Here is a 20,987-nt window from a genome sequence, read left to right as displayed (position 1 = left end):
TCGGTTCGTACGGCGGTTCGGCGAGTGCGGGCTCATCGTGGCTTGTCGCGCCCACGCGGCGGAGCCGCACATTGATTGAAGCCCCGCGCCCCTTGGGGCGCGGGAATCGGCGGCGTCGGATCAGCTCTGCCGCTTGGCGTTCGCCCAGGCGTGCTGCTGCGCCACGTCCTGCTTCACCTCGGCCAGTTGGATCGCCACGGCGCTCGGTGCCGTGCCGCCCCGGCCGTTGCGGGACGCCAGGGCGCCCGGCACGTTCAGCACCGACCGCACCTCCGGCGTCAGGTGAGCCGAGATCTTCGCGAACTGCTCGTCGGTCAGGCCGTCCAGCTCCTTGCCCTCGGCCTCGGCGACCTTCACACACTCGCCGGCGACCTCGTGCGCGACACGGAAGGGAACGCCCTGCTTGACCAGCCACTCGGCGATGTCCGTGGCCAGGGAGAAGCCGGCCGGGGCCAGTTCCTCCATGCGCTCACGGTGCACGGTGAGGGTGGCCATCATGCCGGTGAAGGCGGGGAGCAGGACCTCCAGCTGGTCGCAGGAGTCGAAGACCGGCTCCTTGTCCTCCTGGAGGTCGCGGTTGTAGGCCAGGGGCAGCGCCTTGAGCGTGGCCATGAGGCCCGTCAGGTTGCCGATCAGCCGGCCGGACTTGCCGCGCGCCAGCTCCGCGATGTCCGGGTTCTTCTTCTGCGGCATGATCGACGAGCCCGTGGAGAACGCGTCGTGCAGGGTCACGAAGGAGAACTCCTTCGTGTTCCAGATGATGACCTCCTCGGCGATCCGGGAGAGGTTCACCCCGATCATCGCGGTGATGAAGGCGAACTCGGCGACGAAGTCACGCGAGGCGGTGCCGTCGATCGAGTTGGCGGCGGAGCCGTGCTCGAAGCCGAGGTCCTTCGCGACCGCCTCCGGGTCCAGACCGAGGGACGAACCCGCGAGGGCGCCCGAGCCGTACGGCGACACGGCCGTCCGCTCGTCCCACTGCCGCAGCCGCTCGGCGTCCCGGGACAGGGACTGCACATGGGCCAGGACGTGGTGGGCGAAGAGCACCGGCTGGGCGTGCTGGAGATGGGTGCGCCCCGGCATCGCCACGTCCGGATGGGCCTCGGCCAGACCGATGAGCGCGTCCTGGAGGTCGGCGATCAGACCGCCGACGATGCGGGCGTGATCGCGCAGGTACATCCGGAAGAGGGTCGCGACCTGGTCGTTGCGGGAGCGGCCGGCACGCAGCTTGCCGCCGAGGTCCGCGCCGAGGCGCTCCAGCAGGCCGCGCTCCAGGGCGGTGTGCACGTCCTCGTCGGCGATCGTGCCGACGAAGTCACCCGAGGCCACGTCCGCCTCGAGCCGGTCCAGGCCGGCGATCATGCGCTGCAGCTCGTCCTCGGTGAGCAGGCCCGCCTTGTGCAGCACGCGCGCGTGGGCACGCGAACCGGCGATGTCGTACGGCGCGAGCCGCCAGTCGAAGTGGACGGACGCGGACAGCTTGGCCAGGGCCTCGGCGGGACCGTCGGCGAAACGGCCGCCCCAGAGCCTTACGTCACCGCTGTTGCTGCTCACTCGCTGTGCTCCTCGGGAGGGTCCGGGTGTGGCACCGCCTCCCCGTGGCGTGAACGGGGAGGCGGTCGTCAGGCTAGTGCGCGGTCGCCGCACTTGGCATGCATGAGTATGCAGACCTCTGCATGATTCGTCAATCCGGGCCCTGTCGTGACGAAATTTCGAGAGCCCCTTGAACGCGAGAAACCGCTTTCCCGTATCTCTCGCCGAACGCAGGCGCCGCGTTTGTAAACAACGACACCCCGAAAACGACGACACCCCCAAGTGAGGCATCCGCATGTCCAGGGCTCTTCCGAAGTACAACAAGCGCCGCGTCACGTTCATCGGCGGCGCCGCCGCGCTGGCGCTGTCCGGCACGGTGATCGCCGGCTTCGCGCTCGCCGGGGAGACGACGGCGTCTTCGAAGAGCGGCGGCACAAACGCCCGCACGCTGGCCGGGCCCGGCACCATCTCGTGCCCGGACGTGAAGTCCAAGCTGCCCGCGGTGCCGGCCTCGGCGAAGGCCGAGGTCGACCGCAACCTCGCCCTGCTCAGCACCCAGATCCAGGAGGCGAACAAGCGACTGGTCGACACCGTGGGCCAGGGTGGGCCGAACTTCGTCCAGAACGCCATCCTCGGCCCGCTGAAGGACAAGCGAGTGGCGACGGTCAACCGCATCGCGACGGCCATCGGCCGCACGGCCGCCAGACCGCAGGGCCTGGACGCGCTGGCAATGTGCACCCTCAACGCGGGCGGGAACGCACCCGCCGCGACCCCGAAGGCGACTCCGACCAAGCAGACCGGTGGCAACACCGGGAACACCGGAAATGCGGGCGGCTCGGGCAACACCAACGCCGTCGGCACCATCTCCTGCCCGGACGTGAGGTCGAAGCTCCCGGCGGTCCCCGCGACCGCGAAGGCCGAGGTCGACCGCAACCTCGCCCTGCTCAACACGCAGATCCAGGAGGCGAACAAGCGACTCGCCTCCTCGGTCGGCCAAGGCGGGCCGAACTTCGTCCAGAACGCCATCCTCGGCCCCCTGAAGGACAAGCGAGTGGCCGCGATCGACCGCATCGCCATCTCCATCGGCCGTACGGCGGCGAAGCCCCAGGGCCTGAACTCCCTGGCCGCCTGCACGCTCACCAAGTGACGTGACAGGCGCTGTGGCCGCCCCGCTGAACGCCGGCCGGGGCGGCCACGGACGTGCCGACCGGACGCCGCAATTCCTTAGACAGACGAACGATCCCCCTCCATAATCGGTGGACGTGGGAAAAACTTATGAGCGCATAGACGGCAGGCTCCGCACGTTCATCGAGGAGCAGCCGCTCTTCTTCACCGCGACCGCTCCCCTGTCCGGCGACGGCACGGTCAACCTCTCGCCCAAGGGCCTCAAGGGCTCCTTCGTGATCCTCGACGAACTGACCCTGGCCTACCTCGACTTCGCCGGGTCCAACGCCGAGACCGTCGCGCATCTGCGGGAGAACGGCCGGATCACCCTGATGTGGTGCGCCTTCCAGGGCCCGCCCAACATCGTCCGGGTCCACGGCCGCGGGGAGGCCGTCTTCCGTGACGACCCGCGGTTCAAGGAGCTGCTCGGGAACTTCCCCGACATCGACCCGTCCCTGCACGGCCTGCGCGCGATCATCGTCGTGCGGGCCGAGGTGATTCGCGACTCCTGCGGGTACGCGGTCCCTCTCATGACGTACGACGAGGACCGCGACCTGCACGGCAAGCGGTTCGCCCGTGAGGACGACGAGTCACTCAGCGCCTACTTCGCCAAGAAGGAGTACATCGCGACAAGCCTGGATGGCCTACCCGGGCTGCCGTTGCCGTTGCCTCCGTCTAGCGTCTGAGCCATGCGCCCCGGTGTCGTCGCCCTAGCGTCCTTGTCCCTCCTCGTGCTCGGCGCCGCGCCGGGCGGCGGGCCCCCCAAGCCGCTGCCCGCGCGGATGGCCGACACCGGGGGCGGCAGCCAGCTGATCACCGCCGTGGCCCCGAGGACGGGCTCGACGTCGGGGACGGTCACCTGGTGGGACCGGGTCGACGGACAGTGGGTGCGGGCGGGTTCGGCGCGGGCCCGCTTCGGCGCGAAGGGGCTCGTCGAAGGGGCCGCGCGCAAGCAGAGCACGAACACGACGCCGACGGGGCTGTACGGGTTGCCGTACGCCTTCGGCATCAAGGCGGCGCCGCGCGGGACGGCGTACAAGTACCGCCGTGTCCACAAGGACTCCTGGTGGTGCCAGGACAACGGCTCCCGCGCATACAACCGCTGGACCGAGCCGCTGGCGCGCGACTGCCGGGCGGCCGAGTCCGAGCACCTCGTCTCCTACGGCGCGCTGTACGCCCACGCGCTCGTCATCGGCTTCAACTACGAGCGCCCGGTGAAGGGGCGCGGGGCCGGGATCTTCCTGCATGTGAAGGGGCGCGGGGCGACGGCCGGTTGTGTGTCGGTCTCCGCGGGCGCGATGAAACGGATCCTCAAATGGGCCGTTCCGGGGCGGAAACCGCACATCGCGATCGGGACGGCGAACGGGCGGACCGCCATCACCCGGTACTGAGCGCGAACCACTGAACACACGGACCTCCCCGCACGTACCTCTGGGCCAAGGGACCACGCCACCCCCCTTGCTCCCGTCCCCGGAGGAACCGTGACCACCACGCTCGCGGGCGGCCGTGCCGCCCGACGCCAGACGATGCGCCGCATCCGTCCGCGCCGCTCCCCGGCCGTACCGCTGGTGATCGCCCTATGGGCGGGCGCGGCGGCGGTGCTGTGGCTGTGGTGGGACAACACACCGTCCCTCGCGGACAACACGGCCAAGATCCTCGCGGCGGGCCGCATCACCGGACTGCTCGCCGGCTATCTGATGGCGCTCGTGGTGCTGCAGATGGCGCGGGTGCCCGCGCTGGAGCGGCGGGTGGGTTCGGACCGGGTGGCGCGCTGGCACGCGATGAGCGGCCGCTACACGATCTGCCTGGTCATCGCGCATGTCTTCCTCACCATGTGGGCGTACGCGCTCCAGGCCGGCAAGACGCTCGGCGACGTCGTCCAGCAGACGATCGACTCGGTCAACACGCTGCCGGACATGGGCAAGGCCGCCATCGGCACCGGGCTGCTGTTCTTCATCGCGTTCATCTCGATCGGGGGCATCCGCCGCCGGATCCCGTACGACACCTGGTACCACGTGCACCTGCTCACGTACGCCGCCGTGTACCTGACGTTCTGGCACCAGATCACCACGGGCAACGAGTTCGCCGTCGAACCGTCCGCGAAGACCTTCTGGTACGGGCTGTACGGGGCCGTGACCGCGGCCGTGGTCTGGTACCGGATCATCACCCCGGTCCGCCTCAACCTGCGGCACCGGATGTACGTCGAGGCGGTCATCGAGGAGACGCCGGGCGTCGTCTCGGTGCTGATCGGCGGACGCAAGTTGCACCGTATGGGCGCGGAGGCCGGGCACTTCTTCCGCTGGCGGTTCAAGGCACCGGGCATGCGGTTCAGCTCCCACCCGTACTCGCTGTCGGCGGCGCCCCGCCCCGACATGCTGCGGATCACGGTCAAGGCGATCGGCGACCACACGTCCCGGCTGCGCGACCTGAAGCCCGGCACCAAGGTGTGGGCCGAGGGTCCGTACGGCGCCATGACCGCCCAGCGGCGCAGCCGGGGCAAGGTGCTGCTGGTGGCGGGCGGCGTCGGTATCACGCCGATGCGGGCCCTGTTCGAGACGCTGCCCGGCGCGTCCGGCGACATCACCCTGCTCTACCGGGCCAACAGCACCCAGGACCTGGCGCTGTGGGACGAGCTCGCGGCCATCGCCGACGAGCGCGGTGCCCGCCTGATGTACGCGGTCAACAGCCCCGACGGCGAGCGGCCCGACATCTCGGCGGAGCGGCTGCGGCAGAAGCTGCCCGACATCGACAACCACGACGTGTTCATGTGCGGGCCGGCCGGCTTCGCACAGTCCGTCTACGAAGCACTGCGCGGCGCGGGTGTGCCTGCCCGCCGCATCCATCACGAGTCGTTCGAGATGTGAGCGACGGGACTTCAAGACTTCAGGAGCTGTAGAAGCCATGAGGAAGAGTCACCCGATCCGGCGTGTCGTGCTGGCCGGCGCCGCCACCGTGTCCGGGATCGTGCTGCTGCTGTCGCTGAAGCCGGCGTCCGACCCGGGTTCCGCGCAGGCGGCGGGCGTCGGTGCACCGCCGGCGGCCTCGGCCCAGGGTGGCGCCCAGGCGGCCGGCACGGTCACCGGTGACGCGGCGCAGACCCAGTACGGTGCCGTGCAGGTCCGGCTGACCCTGGCCAACGGCAAGATCGCCAAGGCCGAGGCCGTGCAGGCGCCCAAGGGCGGCCAGAGCGACCAGATCACCGCCAACGCCGTGCCCAAGCTCAACCAGGCGGTGGTCACCGAGCAGATCGCGGACATCGACGCCGTGTCCGGGGCGACGTACACCAGCGCCGGCTACAAGAAGTCCCTCCAGTCGGCGATCGACAAGGCGAACGCGGGCTCCTCGCAGGGCTCCGGTTCACAGGACTCCGGCTCACAGGACTCCGGTTCGCAGGGTTCGGGCGCCGCCCAGGCCCGTACCGTCACCGGCAGCGTCGCCCAGACCCAGTACGGGCCGGTCCAGGTCCGTATCACCGTCAGCGGCGGGAAGATCACCAAGGCCGAGGCGGTCCAGACGCCCAAGGGCGGCCAGAGCGACCAGGTCACCGCGAACGCCGTACCGAAGCTCAACCAGGCGGCCGTGGCGGCCGGCAGCGCCGACATCGACGCGGTGTCCGGGGCGACGTACACCAGCGCCGGCTACAAGGAATCGCTCCAGGCGGCCCTGGACCAGGCCGGTGGCTGACACGGTGGTGGAACCGACACAGGCTCCCGCCGCGGTACGTCGGGCGGAGGAGGTCATGGGGACGGTCTTCTCCTTCGACGTCCGCGGCGGGGATCCCGGTGCCGTGCAGACGGCACTGGAAGAGGCGGTCGCCGGGCTGCACCGGGTCGACGACGTCTTCAGCACCTACCGCGACGGCAGCGAGATATCCCGGCTGGCGCGCGGCGAGCTGACCGTCGACGACTGTGCCCCGGAGGTCGCCGAGGTCCTCGACCTGGCCGCGGAGGCGGAGCGGCTCAGCGAGGGCTGGTTCAGCACGACGTACGAGGGCCGCATCGACCCGACCGGCATCGTCAAGGGCTGGTCCGTCGAGCGGGCGGCACGTGCGCTCGCGGACGTCCCCGGCGTGATCGGCGTGAGCGTGAACGGCGGCGGCGACGTGCAGTTGCTGGGCGTGCCGGGCCCTCAACGCCCCTGGCGGGTGGGCGTGTCCGACCCGCTGCGCCCCGGCGGCCTCGCGGCGGTCATCTCCGCCGCCGGCCTCGATGAACTGGCGGTGGCCACCTCCGGTTCGGCGGAACGGGGCACGCACATCGTCGACCCCCGCACGGGTCACTCCGCGGTGACGGACCTGGTGGCCGTGACCGTGGTGGCCCCTCGCCTGACCTGGGCGGACTGCTGGGCGACGGCGGCGTTCGCGATGGGCTCGCGGCAGGGCCTGACCTGGCTGGAGTCCCTGCCGGACGTGGAGGCACTCCTGATCACGGCGGGCGACGAGGTGCGGTGCACGGGGGGCTTGGCGGCTCGACTCGGGTGAGTGGACCCACCCAGGGGCGCGGGGCTGTATCGATGTGCGGCTCCGCCGCGCGGGCGCGACCAGCCACGACTCACCCGCACTCGGCGACCAACCCGCCACCACCCCACTCAGTGCCCGTTCTGGGCCAACCGCAACAGATGATCGGCCAAAGCCTGCCCACCCGTAGGATTCCGGCTGATCAACAGCAACGTGTCGTCCCCGGCAATGGTCCCCAAGATGTCCTGCAGCTCAGCCTGATCAATCGCCGAGGCCAAGAACTGCGCAGCCCCCGGAGGGGTACGCAGGACCACAAGGTTGGCCGAAGCCTCCGCGGAGATCAGCAGCTCCTGCGACAACCGCCGCATCCGCTCTTCCTTCGCCGACTCCCCCAGCGGCGCGCGCGGCGTACGGAACCCGCCCTCGCTCGGCACCGCGTAGATCAGGTCACCGTCGTTGTTGCGGATCTTCACCGCGTTGAGCTCGTCCAGATCCCGGGAGAGCGTCGCCTGAGTGACGCTCAGCCCGTCGTCGGCGAGCAGCTTCGCCAACTGGCTCTGCGAGCGCACCGGCTGCCGGTTGAGGATGTCCACGATCCGGCGGTGGCGTGCGGTGCGGGTCTGCGGCACGGCAGCCCCGTTGTGCCCGTGGTCCTGCGCCTGACTCATCGTCGTCTCATTCCCCGGATCATCCGTCCCCGTTGGCCACGTCAAGGATGCCGGGCAGCGCCCGGAGAAGCGCCTCCACTTCATCGTCCGCGAGGTTCAGCGGCGGCATGAGCCGTACGACATCGGGGGCGGGCGCGTTCACCAGGAAACCGGCGTCCTGAGCCGCCTGCTGCGCCTTGGCGGCGAGCGGCTCGGTGAGCACGATACCCAGGAGCAGGCCCGCGCCCCGGACATAATCGATCAACGGGTGGCCAAGTGCGTCGATTCCGTCGCGCAACTTCTCGCTCTGCCGCTTGACGTTCTCCAGCAACCCCTCGCTCGCGATGGTGTCCAGCACGGCGAGCCCCGCGGCACACGCGACCGGGTTCCCGCCGAAGGTAGTCCCGTGCTGACCGGGCTGCAGCAGCTCCGCCGCCCGCCCGAAAGCGACCGTCGCGCCGAGCGGCAGTCCGCCGCCGAGCTGCTTGGCGAGGGTGACGACGTCCGGCAGGACGCCCTCGCTCGCCTGGTAGGCGAACCAGGGCCCGGTCCGGCCGATGCCGGTCTGCACCTCGTCCAGCACCAGCAGCGCCCCGGTGGCCGCGGTGATCGCCCGAGCCGCCTTGAGGTAGCCGGACGGCGGGACCACGACCCCGTTCTCGCCCTGGATCGGCTCGATGATCACCAGAGCCGTCTCCTCCGTCACCGCCGCGGCCAGCGCCTGCGCGTCGCCGTACGGCACATGCGTGACGTCGGCCGGCAGCGGCCGGAACGGGTCCTGCTTGGCGGGCTGGCCGGTGAGCGCGAGGGCGCCCATGGTGCGGCCGTGGAAGCCGCCGTCGGTGGCGACCATGTGGGTCCGCCCGGTCAGTCGGCCGATCTTGAACGCGGCCTCGTTGGCCTCGGCGCCGGAGTTGCAGAAGAAGACCTTGCCGTCCCGGCCGAAGAGCTGGAGCAGCCGTTCGGCGAGGGCCAGGGTGGGCTCGGCCATGAAGAAGTTGGAGATGTGGCCGAGGGACGCGATCTGCTTGCTCACGGCGTCGACGATCGCCGGGTGGGCGTGGCCCAGCGCGTTGGTCGCGATGCCGCCGACGAAGTCGAGGTACTGCTTGCCGTCGGCGTCCCAGACCTTCAGGCCCTCGCCGCGCACGAGAGGGAGCCGCGGGGTGCCGTAGTTGTTCATGAGCGAGCCCTGCCACCGCTGGCCGTACTCTGCGTTTGTCGCGGTCCCGGTCATTCGGCGTCCCCCTCAGGCGCGTCCGGCACGACCATCGTGCCGATTCCTTCGTCGGTGAAGATCTCCAGCAGGATCGAGTGCTGGACCCGGCCGTCGATGACGCGGGCGGTGGTCACGCCGCCCCGGACCGCGTGCAGGCAGCCCTCCATCTTCGGCACCATGCCGGAGCTCAACTCCGGCAGCAACTTCTCCAGTTGGGAAGCGGTGAGGCGGCTGATCACCTCGTCGGAGTTGGGCCAGTCCTCGTAGAGGCCCTCGACGTCCGTGAGGACCATGAGGGTTTCGGCGCCCAGAGCAGCAGCGAGTGCCGCAGCCGCCGTATCAGCATTGACGTTGTAGACATGGTGGTCGTCCTGGCTACGGGCGATCGACGAGACGACCGGGATCCGGCCGTCGGCCAGCAGTGCCTCGATCGCGCCCGTGTCGATGTCGGTGATCTCGCCGACCCGTCCGATGTCCACCAGCTCCCCGTCGATCTCGGGCTGGTGCCGGGTGGCGGTGATGGTGTGCGCGTCCTCGCCGGTCAGGCCGACGGCGAGCGGGCCGTGCTGGTTGAGCAGGCCGACCAGCTCGCGCTGCACCTGTCCGGCGAGCACCATGCGAACGACGTCCATGGCGTCCTCGGTGGTGACGCGCAGGCCCGCCTTGAACTCGCTGACGATGCCGTGCCTGTCGAGGGCGGCGCTGATCTGCGGGCCGCCGCCGTGCACGACGACCGGCTTGAGGCCGGCGTGGTGCAGGAACACGACGTCCTGGGCGAACGCGGCTTTCAGGTCCTCGTCGATCATGGCGTTGCCGCCGAACTTGATGACGACGGTCTTGCCGTTGTGCCGGACCAGCCAGGGCAGCGCCTCGATGAGGATCTGGGCCTTGGGGAGCGCGGTGTGCTTCCGCGCGGGTGCGTTGCTCATGAGGAGTAGGCGCTGTTCTCGTGTACGTAGTCGGCGGTGAGGTCGTTGGTCCAGATGGTGGCGGTCTCGGACCCGGCGGCGAGGTCGGCGACGACATGCACCTCGCGATAGCGCATGTCGACCTTCTCGCGGTCCTCGCCGACGCCGCCGTTCTTGCACACCCAGACGCCGTTGATGGCGACGTTGAGCCGGTCGGGCTCGAAGGCGGCGGAGGTGGTGCCGATCGCCGAGAGGACGCGGCCCCAGTTGGGGTCCTCGCCGTGGATGGCGCACTTGAGGAGGTTGTTGCGGGCGATGGAGCGGCCCACCTCGACGGCGTCGTCCTCGGTCGCGGCGTTGATCACCTCGACCTTGATGTCCTTGCTGGCGCCCTCGGCGTCCCGGATCAGCTGCTGGCCGAGGTCGTCGCAGACCTGCCGTACGGCTTCGGCGAACTCCTCGTACCCCGGGGTGATTTCGGAGGAGCCCGAGGCGAGCAGCAGAACCGTGTCGTTGGTGGACATGCACCCGTCCGAGTCCACCCGGTCGAAGGTGGTGCGCGTCGCCGCCCGCAGGGCCTTGTCCAGGACGTCGCCGTCGAGAGCGGCGTCGGTGGTGAGGACGACCAGCATGGTGGCGAGGCCGGGGGCGAGCATTCCGGCGCCCTTGGCCATGCCGCCGACAGTCCAGCCGTCCTTGGTCACGACGGACGTCTTGTGGACGGTGTCGGTGGTCTTGATGGCGATGGCGGCCTTCTCACCGCCGTGCTCGGAGAGCTGGTCCGCGGCGGTCTCGACGCCGGGGAGCAGCTTGTCCATGGGCAGCAGGACGCCGATCAGGCCGGTCGAGCAGACGGCGACCTCGATGGCGCCCCGGCCGAGGACCTCGGCGACCTTCTCGGCCGTGGCGTGGGTGTCCTGGAAGCCCTTCGGTCCGGTACAGGCGTTGGCGCCGCCGGAGTTGAGGACGACCGCGGAGACCTGGCCGCTGGTCAGGACCTGCTCGGACCACAGCACCGGGGCGGCCTTGACGCGGTTGGAGGTGAAGACGCCCGCGGCGGACCGGCGGGGCCCGGTGTTGACCACGAGGGCCAGGTCCGGGTTGCCGTTCTCCTTGATCCCGGCGGCGATGCCCGCCGCCGTGAACCCTTTGGCTGCCGTGACACTCACGGTGCGACTCCGATCGTGGAAAGCCCGGTGTTCTCGTGGAACCCGAGGGCGATGTTCATGCTCTGGACAGCGCCGCCGGCCGTGCCCTTGGTGAGGTTGTCGATGGCGCTGATCGCGATGATGCGGTTCGCGGCGGCGTCGAAAGCGACCTGGATCTGAACTGCGTTCGAACCGTAGACGGACGCCGTGGCGGGCCACTGCCCCTCGGGCAGGAGGTGGACGAAGGGCTCGTCGGCGAAGGCCTTCTCGTAGGCGGCGCGGACGGACTCGCCGGTCACGCCCGGCTTCGCGGACGCGGTGCAGGTGGCGAGGATGCCGCGCGGCATCGGCGCGAGGGTCGGCGTGAAGGAGACGGAGACCCGCTCGCCCGCGGCCGCGCTGAGGTTCTGGATCATCTCGGGCGTGTGCCGGTGGCCGCCGCCGACGCCGTACGGCGTCATGGAGCCCATGACCTCGCTGCCCAGCAGATGCGGCTTGGGCGCCTTGCCCGCGCCGGACGTGCCGGAGGCGGCGACGATCACGGCCTCGGGCTCGGCGAGACCGGCGGCGTAGGCCGGAAAGAGGGCGAGCGAGACGGCGGTCGGGTAGCAACCGGGTACCGCGATGCGCTTGGACCCCTCCAGCGCGGCGCGGCCACCCGGAAGTTCGGGAAGGCCGTAGGGCCAGGTGCCGGCGTGCGGGGAGCCGTAGAACGTCTCCCAGTCGCCCGCGTCCTTCAGCCGGAAGTCGGCGCCCATGTCGACGACCAGCGGCTGCGGGCCGAGCTGCTCGGCGACGGCGGCGGACTGACCGTGCGGCAGGGCGAGGAAGACGACATCGTGCCCGGCCAGCACGTCGGCCGTGGTCTCCTGGAGCACGCGGTCGGCGAGGGGCGGCAGATGCGGTTGCAGCGCACCGAGCGGCTGCCCCGCGTTCGAGTTGCCGGTCAGCGCTCCTATCTCGACCTCGGGGTGCGCCAGGAGCAGACGCAGCAGTTCCCCGCCCGCGTATCCGCTCGCTCCGGCCACTGCCGCACGTACCGCCATGGGATCCTCCTCCTAGACGGCATGACTATACGTTTCGCCGCAGGTTTATGCAATCGGATTCAATCGGCCGCGGAGACCGGACCGGTCGACGCTGTGCCGAGGATCGATGGTGTGCCAGAACGACGCTTCACGCCAGCTGCGGAACCACCGCGACCGGGCAGTGCGCGTGGTGCAGCAGCGTGTGGCCCACGAGGCCGAGTTGGAGGCCGAAGTGGCCGTGCCGCCGGCGCGCCCCGATGATCACGAGGTCGGCGGCTGCCGAGCGGTCCACGAGGATCCGGCGGGGCGGGCCCTCGACGGCCATCCGGCGTACCAAGGCGCCCGGGTATGCGGCCACGGCCTCGTGCAGCAGTTCGTCGAGCTGAGCCGTCGCCCGCTCCTCCTGCTCGCGCGCCGGATGGTCCGTGCCCTCATGCGGGGACCAGCGCCAGGCGCGTACGACGTCGAGCGCACACCCGCGTGTCTCGGCCTCGCGCAGGGCGAAGCGCACGGCACGGTCGCCGGTGCCCGGATCTCCCGCGCCGAACAGGATCCGCTCGTGCATGCCGACCAGGCCCGTCTCGTCGCCCCGGACCACGATCACCGGGCAGTGCGCACGCGCGGCCACGCCCAGTCCGACCGATCCGAGCAGCAATCCCTTCAGCTCACCGCGGCCCCGCTCCCCCGTCACCAGGGCGAAGGCGTTGTTGCCCTCGTGCAGCAGGGCGTCCACCGGATCCTCGGGGCGGACGGCGGTGGTCACCTTCACACCGGGGTTCCGCCGTACGGCGCGCTCGGCCGCCGAGGCGACGATGTGCTCGGCGAGTACGCGCTCGGCGGGACGCTGCGATCCGTCGGTCGGTACGGCCCCCTCGTAGCGCTCCCACAGGGAGGCGTACACCAGCCGCAGCGGAAGACCGCCGCGTGCGGCCTCGTCCACGGCCCAGTCGACGGCCGCAAGGCTCGCGTCCGATCCGTCGACGCCCACGACCAGGGGGAGTGTCATCACCCTCACCGCCTTCTGTCGGGCCGCCCTGCCGGACGGCCGGGGCTCCGATCTCACGGTCGCACCCGTCGGGGGTCCGTCACGAGGGGCGAACGGGCAGGTGCGGGGGACGATCGGCCCATGCCTTCCGCATTCGGCCCGGTCGGCCCCGCCCGCGTGAGGCGCTACTGGGTCGGCACCGGTACCCACCACACCAGGCTGGTGCCGCCCTCGGCCGGCCTGCTCAGCTCCAGCTCGCCGCCCGACTGCCGGGCCCGCTCCGCCATGTTGCGCAGCCCGCTGCGGCGGCCGTCGGCCGGGATCCCGACCCCGTTGTCGATGACCGTCAGGCGGATCTGATGGGAGTCGGCCGTGAGGGCGACGTCGGCGCGGTCGGCGTGGGCGTGGCGGGCGATGTTGGTGAGCGCCTCGGAGAGCACGGCGACCACATGGTCGGCGATCTCGCGCGGCACCCGCGTGTCCACCAGACCCTCCATCCGCACGCTGGGCGCGAAGCCCAGCACCGGTGCGGCCTCCCCCACGATCCGCACCACCCGCGCCCGCAGCCCGGACCCGCCGGTGCCCTCGCGGGAACGCAGGCCGAAGATCGTCGACCTGATGATCTTGATGGTCTCGTCCAGGTCGTCCACCGCCCGCACCACGCGTTCGGCGGCCTCGGGGTGTTCGATGAAGCGGCCCGCGCTCTGCAGGGTCATCCCGGTGGCGAACAGCCGCTGGATGGCGAGGTCGTGCAGGTCGCGGGCGATGCGGTCGCGGTCCTTGAGAACGGCGACCTCCTCGGCGTCCTGCCGGCGTTCCGCGAGCTCCATCGCGACGGCGGCCTGCGCCGCGAAGCCGAGCAGCGGCTCGATCTCCTTGCCGGTGAAGACCGTCTGCCCCGCGCCGCGGATCAGCAGGACGACGCCGCGTACGCCGCCCTCTCCCGTTCCGACGGGGACGGCGACGGCGGGGCCGAGGCCGGCGAAGCGCGGGGGCCCGGCCGGGACGCGTGCGTCGTGGGAGACGTCCGGGCTGGTGACCGGGGCGACCGTGGAGAAGGCCTCGCCGATGAGGCTTCCGTCGAGGGGCAGCACCAGTCCGCGCAGCGTCTGCGCCTCGGGCCCGATGGCCAGCTCCACGCTGAGCGAGTCGGTGTCCTGCATCGGCATCGCGACCAGGGCGAGCGTCGCACCCGTGATCTCCCGGGCCCGGTCGGCGATCAGCCCGAGGACCTCACCGCGGTCGCCGCCGGACATCAGGGTGTGGGTGATCTCCGCGTTGGCCCGCAGCCAGCGCTCCCGTTGCCGGGACTCCTCGTAGAGGCGGGCGTTGTCGATGGCGACGCCCGCCGCCACGGCCAGGGTCGACAGGACGGACTCGTCCTCCTCGTCGAACTGCGCCCCGCCCCGTTTCTCGGTCAGATACAGATTGCCGAAGACCTGATCGCGCACCCGGATGGGAACGCCGAGGAAGGTGTTCATCGGCGGGTGGTTCGGCGGGAAGCCGTACGAGGCCGGGTGCTCGGAGATCTTCGCCAGGCGCAGCGGCTCAGGGTGGCGGATGAGCTCGCCGAGGATGCCGTGTCCTTCCGGAAAGTGACCGATCCTGATGATCTGGTCCTCGCCGACCCCGACGGTGTGGAACGCGGACAGTCGCCTGCCGTCCGGCCCGATCACTCCCAGGGCCGCGTACTCGGCGTCGACCAGCACCGCGGCGGCCTCGACGATGCTGTGCAGCGCCTGCTCCAGGTCCAGCTCCCGGCCGACGGACAGCACCGCCTCCAACAGGCTGTGCACCCGGTCGCGCGTCCCGCGGGCCGCGTCCAGCCGGGCCTGGAGTTCCTCCAGCAGCTCGTCCAGCCTCAGCTGCGGCAGCCGTACGCGGGCTTCCCGAGGCTCCTCGGCGCTTCCCACCTGCGTCTCCTCCGGTCCCGTGGGCGGTCTCGCACCAGCCGCTCCGGACATGGGTCACGCTACCGGCCCGTCACACCCGACGGTACGAAATCGGACCCGCCGGGGCACGTGCTCCGGCGGTCGTGCGGGCCGTTCGGCCTGCCGGGAGGACGGACGGCATCTACCGGCCCGCCGTCCCGCGTTCGACGCTGGGGAGACGACACTGTCGCGACCGCCTCCGAGCCCATCGCATACCGAACGTCCGGGCCGTCCGGACCCGCATCGGGGCCCATCGGCCCTTGGCACGGTGCGTGGACGGGGAGACAGTGGAGGCAGGAGCGGCACCGATCCCCCGCGGTGTCGCTCCGTGCCATACGCAGACCCACCGAAGAGCGACACACCCCGACGGAAGCCCCTCATGGTCCACGACGACGGCCGGCCGGCCCCCGCGGAACCCCGCCACCGCATCGAGCTCGACGGCTCCACGGCGCTGCGGCTGCTGGGCAGCGTCTCGCTGGGGAGGATCGTGTTCACCCGGCACGCCCTGCCGACCGTGCGGCCCGTCAACCACGCCCTGGACGGCGGGGACATCGTCATCCGCACCCACGAGGGCGCCGCCCTGACCTCGCACACCCAGCGGGCCGACGACCCGGGTGTGGTGGTCGCCTACGAGGCCGACGCGATCGACCCGCGGACGCATCTCGGCTGGAGTGTGGTGGTGACCGGATACGCCCGGCTGGTGACCGATCCCGATGACCTGGCCCATTGCCGGACGTTGGTGGAGCCGTGGGTGGAGCAGGCCATGGACCAGGCGATCCGCATCCGGCCCGACCTGGTCACCGGCATCCTGCTCACCACGGGCGGCCGCCCGAGCGGGGTCTGAACCACGCCGGGGCGGCAGTCGGGGCTGTTGAGGCGCGTCGTCAGGCCGCGTCCACGGCGACGAGTTCGTGCTGCTCCCCGCCGAGGACGACCTTGAGGGCTCCGGTGTCGGCGGCGTGGGCGAAGACGTCGTACGCCTCCTGCATGCGGTCCATCGGGAAGGTGTGGGTGACCAGCTGCGAGGTGGGCAGGCGGCCTGCGGCCGTCATCCGCAGCAGGGTGGGGGTGGAGTAGGTGTCGACCAGGCCGGTGGTGATGGTGATGTTCCTGATCCAGAGGTCTTCCAGGTGCAGTGTCGCGGGGGCGCCGTGCACGCCGACATTCGCGAGGTGCCCCCCGGGCCGGACCATGCGGGTGCACAGCTCGAAGCTCTCCGGCACCCCGACCGCCTCGACGACGACGTCCGCGCCGAGCCCGTCGGTGAGGTCGGCGACCAGTTCTTCCGGGGTCTCTCCGGCCTCGGCCACCGCGTCGGCCCCGAGGTGCCGGGCGGCCTCCAGCCGGTCCGGAACCAGGTCGACGGCGACGATCCGCTCGGGGGAGAACAGTCGCGCCGTGGCGACGGCCGCCAGCCCGATGGGACCGGCGCCGACCACGACGACGGTGTCTCCGGGCCGCACCCGCCCGTTGAGCACGCCCACCTCGTAGGAGGTCGGGAAGATGTCCGCCAGCAGGACGGCGTCCGCGCTGTCCATGGCGCCCGGCAGCGGGTGCACGGACAGGTCGGCGTAGGGCACCCGGACGTACTCGGCCTGGGTGCCGTCGATCAGATGGCCGAGAATCCAGCCGCCCCCGCCCCGGCACTGGCCGTACGTCCCCCTGCGGCAGTAGTCGCAGCGCCCGCACGCGGTGATGCAGGAGACCAGTACCCGGTCCCCCGGCCGCACGGTCCGGACGTCGCTGCCGACCTCGACGATCTCGCCGACCGCCTCGTGGCCGAGGACGGTGCCGGGGCGTACCTCGGGCACGTCGCCCTTGAGGATGTGCAGGTCCGTGCCGCAGATGGTGACGGCGCCGACGCGCACGACCGCGTCGGTGGGCTCCTTGATGGCCGGGTCCGGGACCTCTTCCCAGGCGGACTCTCCGGCGCCGTGGAACACATAGCCCTTCATGACGCTCCTCACCCCACTCGATGTGCTGCGGAGCCCGGGTCCGGCGGTGAGGTTTCGGCGACCGGTACGAACCTGGCGCCGCCTGCGCCGGAATTGCCCCGCACCTCCAGGTTGGCCCGGACGCGCGAGGAACGCATGGGCCGGGAGGGCCGGCCGCTCGGGCCCGCGCGGCCGGCCCTCCCGGAAAGGGGGAGGGGACCGGTGATCGGCGGCACCGGTCCCCTCCTGGGAGGTGGTCGTGGAACTCCGCGCGGGAGCGAGTGTTCAGGCGTTCCAGGCCCAGTCGGCGACCTCGGGGAGGTCCGTGCCGTGCTCGCGGATCCATGCGTGGTGGCGGGTGCGGGCGTCGGCCATCGACTGCCGTACGGCGGCGGCGCGCACCGCCAGGCCCGGGACGCGGTCGATGACGTCCATGACGAGGCGGTATCGGTCGAGGTCGTTGCGGACGACCATGTCGAACGGCGTGGTCGTGCTGCCGGACTCCCGGTAGCCGCGCACATGCAGGTTCTGGTGGCCGGTGCGGCTGTAGGCGAGGCGGTGGATCAGCCACGGGTAGCCGTGGTAGGCGAAGATCACCGGCTTGTCCAGCGTGAACAGGCCGTCGTACTCGAACTCGGTCATGCCGTGCGGATGGTCCTCGCGCGGCAGCAGCCGGGTCATGTCGACGACGTTGACCACGCGGACCGCCAGCTCCGGCAGGTGGCGGCGCAGCAGCTGGGCGGCGGCCAGGATCTCCTGGGTGGGCACATCGCCGGCGCAGGCGAGGACGACGTCCGGTTCGCCGCCGTTCTCCGTGCCGGCCCAGTCCCAGATGCCGGCTCCGCGTGCGCAGTGGGCGCGCGCGGCGTCCATGGACAGCCAGTCGAAGCAGGGCTGTTTGCCGGCCACGATCACATTGACGTAGTCCCGGCTGCGCAGGGCGTGGTCGGCGACGGAGAGCAGCGTGTTGGCGTCCGGCGGCCGGTACACCCGTACGACTTCGGGGCTCTTGTTGAGGACGTGGTCGACGAAGCCGGGGTCCTGGTGGGAGAAGCCGTTGTGGTCCTGCCGCCACACGTGCGAGGTGAGCAGGTAGTTGAGGGAGGCGATGGGGGCGCGCCACGGCAGTTGCCTGGACGTCTTCAGCCACTTGATGTGCTGGTTGACCATCGAGTCGACGATGTGCACGAACGCCTCGTAGCAGGAGAAGAGCCCGTGCCGGCCGGTCAGGAGATAGCCCTCCAGCCAGCCCTGGCAGAGGTGTTCGGAGAGGATCTCCATCACCCGGCCGTGCCGGTCCAGGTGCTCGTCGACCGGAAGGGTTTCCGCCTGCCAGGCCTTGCCGCTGGCGTCGAAGACGGCCTGGAGCCGGTTGGAGGCGGTCTCGTCGGGGCCGACGAGCCGGAAGTCCCGGCGGGCACCGGTGTCCTTCATGACCTGTTCCAGCAGCTCCCCGAGGATCCGGGTCGGCTCGTGCAGGGTCGAGCCCGGCTTCTCGACGGGTACGGCGAAGGTTTCCAGGGACCGGACGGGCAGGTCGCGCACGAGCAGACCGCCGTTGGCGTACGGGGTGGCCCCTAGACGCCGGGCGCCCTCGGGCACGCAGGCGACCACGTCGGCCACGGGCCGGCCGTCCGGGTGGAAGAGCTCTTCGGGCCGGTACGAGCGCAGCCACGCCTCCAACTGCCGCAGGTGCTCCGGGTTTTCCCGTACGCCGGCGAGCGGGACCTGATGGGAGCGCCAGGTTCCTTCCACCTGCAGGCCGTCGACCTCGGTCGGGCCGGTCCAGCCCTTCGGTGTGCGCAGGACGATCATCGGCCAATGGACGCGCTCGCCGGCGTCGTCCTCGCGGGCGGACCGCTGCATCCGGGCGATGCGGTCGAGTGCCTCGTCGAAGGCGTGGGCCAGGGCGTGGTGGACGGCGACGGGGTCCTCCCCGGCGACATGGAGCGGTTCGTGGCCGTATCCGCGCAGGAGCTGGTCGAGTTCGGTCTCGGGCAGACGGGACAGCACGGTCGGGTTGGCGATCTTGTAGCCGTTGAGGTGCAGGATCGGCAGGACGGCGCCGTCGTGGACCGGGTCGAGGAACTTGTTGGAGTGCCAGGATGCGGCCAGCGGACCGGTCTCCGCCTCGCCGTCGCCGATGACGCAGGCGACGAGCAGGTCCGGGTGGTCGAACGCGGCGCCGTAGGCGTGGGCGAGGGAATAGCCGAGCTCGCCGCCCTCATGGATGGACCCCGGAACCTCCGGCGCCACATGGCTCGGCACCCCGCCCGGGAAGGAGAACTGCCTAAACAGCCGCTCCATGCCCTGCGCGTCGCGCGACACGTCCGGGTAGATCTCGCTGTAGCTGCCGTCCAGCCAGGAGCCGGCGAGCACCGACGGACCGCCGTGTCCCGGGCCCCAGACGCACAGCGTGTCGAGCCCGCGCGCCTTGATGACCCGGTTGAGGTGGGTGTAGACGAGGTTCAGGCCCGGTGAGGTGCCCCAGTGGCCGAGCAGCCGCGGCTTGATGTGCTCGGTCCTCAGCGGCTCGGTCAGCAGCGGGTTCGACATCAGATAGATCTGTCCGGCGGCGAGGTAGTTGGCGGCACGCCAATGGGCGTCCAGGGTGCGCAGTTCGTCGTCGTGGAGAACGGTGGCGTCGCGGTGTTCGGCCTTGGACATGGGAAGACTCCGGGAGGCGTCGATTCAGGTCATCGGGCGGTGGAACTGGGCTGACCGGCGACAACGCGATGGCAATGCCGCGCAGGGCGTCGCTGCTCACACGCTTACCGCCGCTCGGGCACCACGGCGACCGGGCGGACCAGGGTGGTCCGGTACCCCGTGGACCACCCGCGCCGGCCGGAGCTCGGGGTGCCGGCGCCGGCGCCTGCCCGGACGACCCTGCGGTGGCCCTCACGCGAGCCGCCCACCAGCGCGTTCCGGGTGCGACCCGCTCCGTGCCGTTCGGCGGAGGCGTCGTACAGCGCCTCTTCCCAGTACCTCCATCGCCGGTCGCTCATGCATCCGGGTGCGTTCCGTCAGTCGTGTGGGACCACGGCGACCGGGGCGGCGCAGTGATGGAGGACGGCGTGGGTGACGGGGCCGACGTGCGCGCCGACCGGGCCCCGGCGGACTCGGCGGCCGACGACCACCAGGGAGGCCGTGCGGGAGGCGTCGACGAGGTGGCTGCCGGGGCTGCCGTAAGGGGATTCGGCCGTGACCTCGAGGTCCGGGTACTTCGTGCGCCACGGGCTCAGGACCTCGGTCAGGGCGGTGTTCTCGGCCCGTGCCAGGGACTCGTGGAGCTCCAGGTCCACGGACAGGCCGTACGCGTAGTACGGGGGCACGTCCCAGGCGTGCACCACTCGCAGCGAGGTACGGCGGCGGGAGGCTGCGGCGAACGCGAAGTCGATCAGCGCCTCGTCCGGGTTCTCGATGTCGAGGCCGAGGACGACGGGCCGGAAGGCGGTCGCGGCGGACGGGATGCCGGCGGGGTCCGGCTCGTGCTCGTCGGCGGCCTGCTCGCCGGCCCGGACCAGGACGACCGGCCGCTCGGCGCGCGCCACGACCGCGAGTCCGACCGAGCCGACCATGAAACCGCCGATCCCGCTCAGCCCACGGGAGCCGAGGACCAGCAGCTCGGCGTCCTTCGCCTCGTCGGCCAGAGCTTCGGCGGGCCGGCCGGACAGCTGCTCGATTTTCACGTCCAGGCCGGGGTGGCGCAGTCGGATGCCCTCGGCCGCCTCGCGGGGGACCCGCTCGGTCCAGTACTGCAGGGTCTCGGCGCCGAGCAGCGGTGCCTGCGCCAGGGGCGCCGGTGACGGCTCGTCCACGTGGACCAGCTTCAGGGGCAATCCGAGCAACTCGGCTTCGCGGGCCGCCCACTCGGCCGCCGCACGGCTCTCACGCGAGCCGTCGAGGCCGGCGGTGACGCCGAGGGTGATGGTGCGGATCATGATTCCCCTCCTGACTCGGTGGGCCCTGTGCGGGCTTCGCCCTGGACCCGGTGGGTGTCCGCCGCTGCTCACTCTGGCCCCGTCGGGCGGTGTCCG

19 protein-coding genes are annotated in these 20,987 nt (G+C 71.2%); 7 read left to right on the top strand and 12 right to left on the bottom strand.

The features are described from left to right. Positions 1 to 120: 120 nt before the first annotated feature. Positions 121 to 1,554 (bottom strand): argininosuccinate lyase, encoded by a 1,434-nt coding sequence (gene argH / locus ACFQ6S_RS34775; protein WP_383418664.1) that lies wholly within the window; start codon positions 1,552 to 1,554, stop codon positions 121 to 123. A 274-nt stretch (positions 1,555 to 1,828) separates the two neighbouring features. Between argH and ACFQ6S_RS34770 the strand changes: the two genes are divergently transcribed. The 6 genes from ACFQ6S_RS34770 (at position 1,829) to ACFQ6S_RS34745 (ending at position 7,177) form a co-directional block, all read left to right on the top strand. Further along, on the top strand, positions 1,829 to 2,680 hold the full coding sequence (locus tag ACFQ6S_RS34770; protein WP_383418662.1) for a hypothetical protein: 852 nt from the start codon (positions 1,829 to 1,831) through the stop codon (positions 2,678 to 2,680). Between the two features lie 115 nt (positions 2,681 to 2,795). Beyond that, complete coding sequence (locus tag ACFQ6S_RS34765) at positions 2,796 to 3,383, top strand: pyridoxamine 5'-phosphate oxidase family protein (protein WP_383418660.1); 588 nt, start codon at positions 2,796 to 2,798, stop codon at positions 3,381 to 3,383. Between the two features lie 3 nt (positions 3,384 to 3,386). Further along, positions 3,387 to 4,088 (top strand): L,D-transpeptidase, encoded by a 702-nt coding sequence (locus ACFQ6S_RS34760; RefSeq protein ID WP_383418658.1) that lies wholly within the window; start codon positions 3,387 to 3,389, stop codon positions 4,086 to 4,088. 90 nt (positions 4,089 to 4,178) lie between these two features. Beyond that, positions 4,179 to 5,561, top strand: a complete 1,383-nt coding sequence (locus tag ACFQ6S_RS34755; protein WP_383418656.1) for a ferric reductase-like transmembrane domain-containing protein — start codon at positions 4,179 to 4,181, stop codon at positions 5,559 to 5,561. A gap of 37 nt (positions 5,562 to 5,598) precedes the next feature. Next, on the top strand, positions 5,599 to 6,381 hold the full coding sequence (locus ACFQ6S_RS34750) for an FMN-binding protein (RefSeq protein ID WP_383418654.1): 783 nt from the start codon (positions 5,599 to 5,601) through the stop codon (positions 6,379 to 6,381). Next, entirely contained in the window at positions 6,374 to 7,177 is an 804-nt protein-coding gene (locus ACFQ6S_RS34745; RefSeq protein WP_383418652.1) for an FAD:protein FMN transferase, read from the top strand. The genes ACFQ6S_RS34750 and ACFQ6S_RS34745 overlap by 8 nt, the downstream gene beginning before the upstream one ends. Positions 7,178 to 7,284: 107 nt before the next feature. Here ACFQ6S_RS34745 and ACFQ6S_RS34740 read toward each other — a convergent pair whose 3' ends face one another. The 7 genes from ACFQ6S_RS34740 to ACFQ6S_RS34710 all read right to left on the bottom strand — a co-directional run bounded on the left by ACFQ6S_RS34740 (position 7,285) and on the right by ACFQ6S_RS34710 (position 14,998). After that, positions 7,285 to 7,821, bottom strand: a complete 537-nt coding sequence (locus ACFQ6S_RS34740; RefSeq protein WP_383418650.1) for an arginine repressor — start codon at positions 7,819 to 7,821, stop codon at positions 7,285 to 7,287. A 19-nt stretch (positions 7,822 to 7,840) separates the two neighbouring features. Next, positions 7,841 to 9,037 carry an acetylornithine transaminase gene (locus ACFQ6S_RS34735; RefSeq protein ID WP_383418648.1) on the bottom strand — a complete coding sequence of 399 codons (1,197 nt, stop codon included), beginning with the start codon at positions 9,035 to 9,037 and terminating at the stop codon, positions 7,841 to 7,843. Next, entirely contained in the window at positions 9,034 to 9,948 is a 915-nt protein-coding gene (argB, locus tag ACFQ6S_RS34730; protein WP_383418646.1) for an acetylglutamate kinase, read from the bottom strand. Before argB ends, ACFQ6S_RS34735 begins: the two co-directional genes overlap by 4 nt. Beyond that, complete coding sequence (argJ, locus tag ACFQ6S_RS34725) at positions 9,945 to 11,096, bottom strand: bifunctional glutamate N-acetyltransferase/amino-acid acetyltransferase ArgJ (RefSeq protein ID WP_383418644.1); 1,152 nt, start codon at positions 11,094 to 11,096, stop codon at positions 9,945 to 9,947. The genes argB and argJ overlap by 4 nt, the downstream gene beginning before the upstream one ends. Beyond that, positions 11,093 to 12,121: an N-acetyl-gamma-glutamyl-phosphate reductase gene (gene argC, locus ACFQ6S_RS34720; protein ID WP_383418642.1), complete on the bottom strand. Its 1,029-nt coding sequence runs from the start codon at positions 12,119 to 12,121 to the stop codon at positions 11,093 to 11,095. Before argC ends, argJ begins: the two co-directional genes overlap by 4 nt. A gap of 127 nt (positions 12,122 to 12,248) precedes the next feature. Next, positions 12,249 to 13,106 (bottom strand): universal stress protein, encoded by an 858-nt coding sequence (locus ACFQ6S_RS34715; protein WP_383418640.1) that lies wholly within the window; start codon positions 13,104 to 13,106, stop codon positions 12,249 to 12,251. A 164-nt stretch (positions 13,107 to 13,270) separates the two neighbouring features. Beyond that, positions 13,271 to 14,998, bottom strand: a complete 1,728-nt coding sequence (locus tag ACFQ6S_RS34710; protein WP_383418638.1) for a GAF domain-containing protein — start codon at positions 14,996 to 14,998, stop codon at positions 13,271 to 13,273. Between the two features lie 397 nt (positions 14,999 to 15,395). On the opposite strand from ACFQ6S_RS34710, the gene ACFQ6S_RS34705 reads away from it, so the two are divergent. Continuing rightward, complete coding sequence (locus ACFQ6S_RS34705; protein WP_383418636.1) at positions 15,396 to 15,860, top strand: pyridoxamine 5'-phosphate oxidase family protein; 465 nt, start codon at positions 15,396 to 15,398, stop codon at positions 15,858 to 15,860. 40 nt (positions 15,861 to 15,900) lie between these two features. On the opposite strand, the gene ACFQ6S_RS34700 is transcribed toward ACFQ6S_RS34705, so the two are convergent. From ACFQ6S_RS34700 to ACFQ6S_RS34685, 4 genes are all read right to left on the bottom strand, one after another. Next, positions 15,901 to 16,971 (bottom strand): zinc-dependent alcohol dehydrogenase family protein, encoded by a 1,071-nt coding sequence (locus ACFQ6S_RS34700; RefSeq protein WP_383418634.1) that lies wholly within the window; start codon positions 16,969 to 16,971, stop codon positions 15,901 to 15,903. A gap of 264 nt (positions 16,972 to 17,235) precedes the next feature. Continuing rightward, entirely contained in the window at positions 17,236 to 19,617 is a 2,382-nt protein-coding gene (locus ACFQ6S_RS34695) for a phosphoketolase (RefSeq protein ID WP_383418632.1), read from the bottom strand. A 104-nt stretch (positions 19,618 to 19,721) separates the two neighbouring features. Next, the gene (locus ACFQ6S_RS34690) at positions 19,722 to 19,955 is read right to left on the bottom strand and encodes a hypothetical protein (protein ID WP_383418630.1); all 234 of its coding nucleotides are present in this window, start codon (positions 19,953 to 19,955) and stop codon (positions 19,722 to 19,724) included. A gap of 18 nt (positions 19,956 to 19,973) precedes the next feature. Further along, the gene (locus tag ACFQ6S_RS34685) at positions 19,974 to 20,891 is read right to left on the bottom strand and encodes a universal stress protein (RefSeq protein ID WP_383418628.1); all 918 of its coding nucleotides are present in this window, start codon (positions 20,889 to 20,891) and stop codon (positions 19,974 to 19,976) included. Between the last annotated feature and the right edge of the window lie 96 nt (positions 20,892 to 20,987).

It is taken from the genome of Streptomyces sp. NPDC056479 (assembly GCF_042795335.1).
GTDB lineage: Bacteria > Actinomycetota > Actinomycetes > Streptomycetales > Streptomycetaceae > Streptomyces.
The sequence above is the reverse complement of the archived record's forward strand: the minus strand, read 5'-3'. Positions and strand labels throughout refer to the sequence as shown.

Coding starts and splice junctions, on each gene's coding strand:
- ACFQ6S_RS34685 (WP_383418628.1), bottom strand. CDS start 20,891: ATGATCCGCACCATCACCCTCGGCGTCACCGCCGGCCTCGACGGCTCG.
- ACFQ6S_RS34700 (WP_383418634.1), bottom strand. CDS start 16,971: ATGAAGGGCTATGTGTTCCACGGCGCCGGAGAGTCCGCCTGGGAAGAG.
- argB (WP_383418646.1), bottom strand. CDS start 9,948: ATGAGCAACGCACCCGCGCGGAAGCACACCGCGCTCCCCAAGGCCCAG.
- ACFQ6S_RS34735 (WP_383418648.1), bottom strand. CDS start 9,037: ATGACCGGGACCGCGACAAACGCAGAGTACGGCCAGCGGTGGCAGGGC.
- argC (WP_383418642.1), bottom strand. CDS start 12,121: ATGGCGGTACGTGCGGCAGTGGCCGGAGCGAGCGGATACGCGGGCGGG.
- ACFQ6S_RS34705 (WP_383418636.1), top strand. CDS start 15,396: ATGGTCCACGACGACGGCCGGCCGGCCCCCGCGGAACCCCGCCACCGC.
- ACFQ6S_RS34690 (WP_383418630.1), bottom strand. CDS start 19,955: ATGAGCGACCGGCGATGGAGGTACTGGGAAGAGGCGCTGTACGACGCC.
- ACFQ6S_RS34760 (WP_383418658.1), top strand. CDS start 3,387: ATGCGCCCCGGTGTCGTCGCCCTAGCGTCCTTGTCCCTCCTCGTGCTC.
- ACFQ6S_RS34715 (WP_383418640.1), bottom strand. CDS start 13,106: ATGACACTCCCCCTGGTCGTGGGCGTCGACGGATCGGACGCGAGCCTT.
- ACFQ6S_RS34750 (WP_383418654.1), top strand. CDS start 5,599: ATGAGGAAGAGTCACCCGATCCGGCGTGTCGTGCTGGCCGGCGCCGCC.
- ACFQ6S_RS34740 (WP_383418650.1), bottom strand. CDS start 7,821: ATGAGTCAGGCGCAGGACCACGGGCACAACGGGGCTGCCGTGCCGCAG.
- ACFQ6S_RS34770 (WP_383418662.1), top strand. CDS start 1,829: ATGTCCAGGGCTCTTCCGAAGTACAACAAGCGCCGCGTCACGTTCATC.
- ACFQ6S_RS34695 (WP_383418632.1), bottom strand. CDS start 19,617: ATGTCCAAGGCCGAACACCGCGACGCCACCGTTCTCCACGACGACGAA.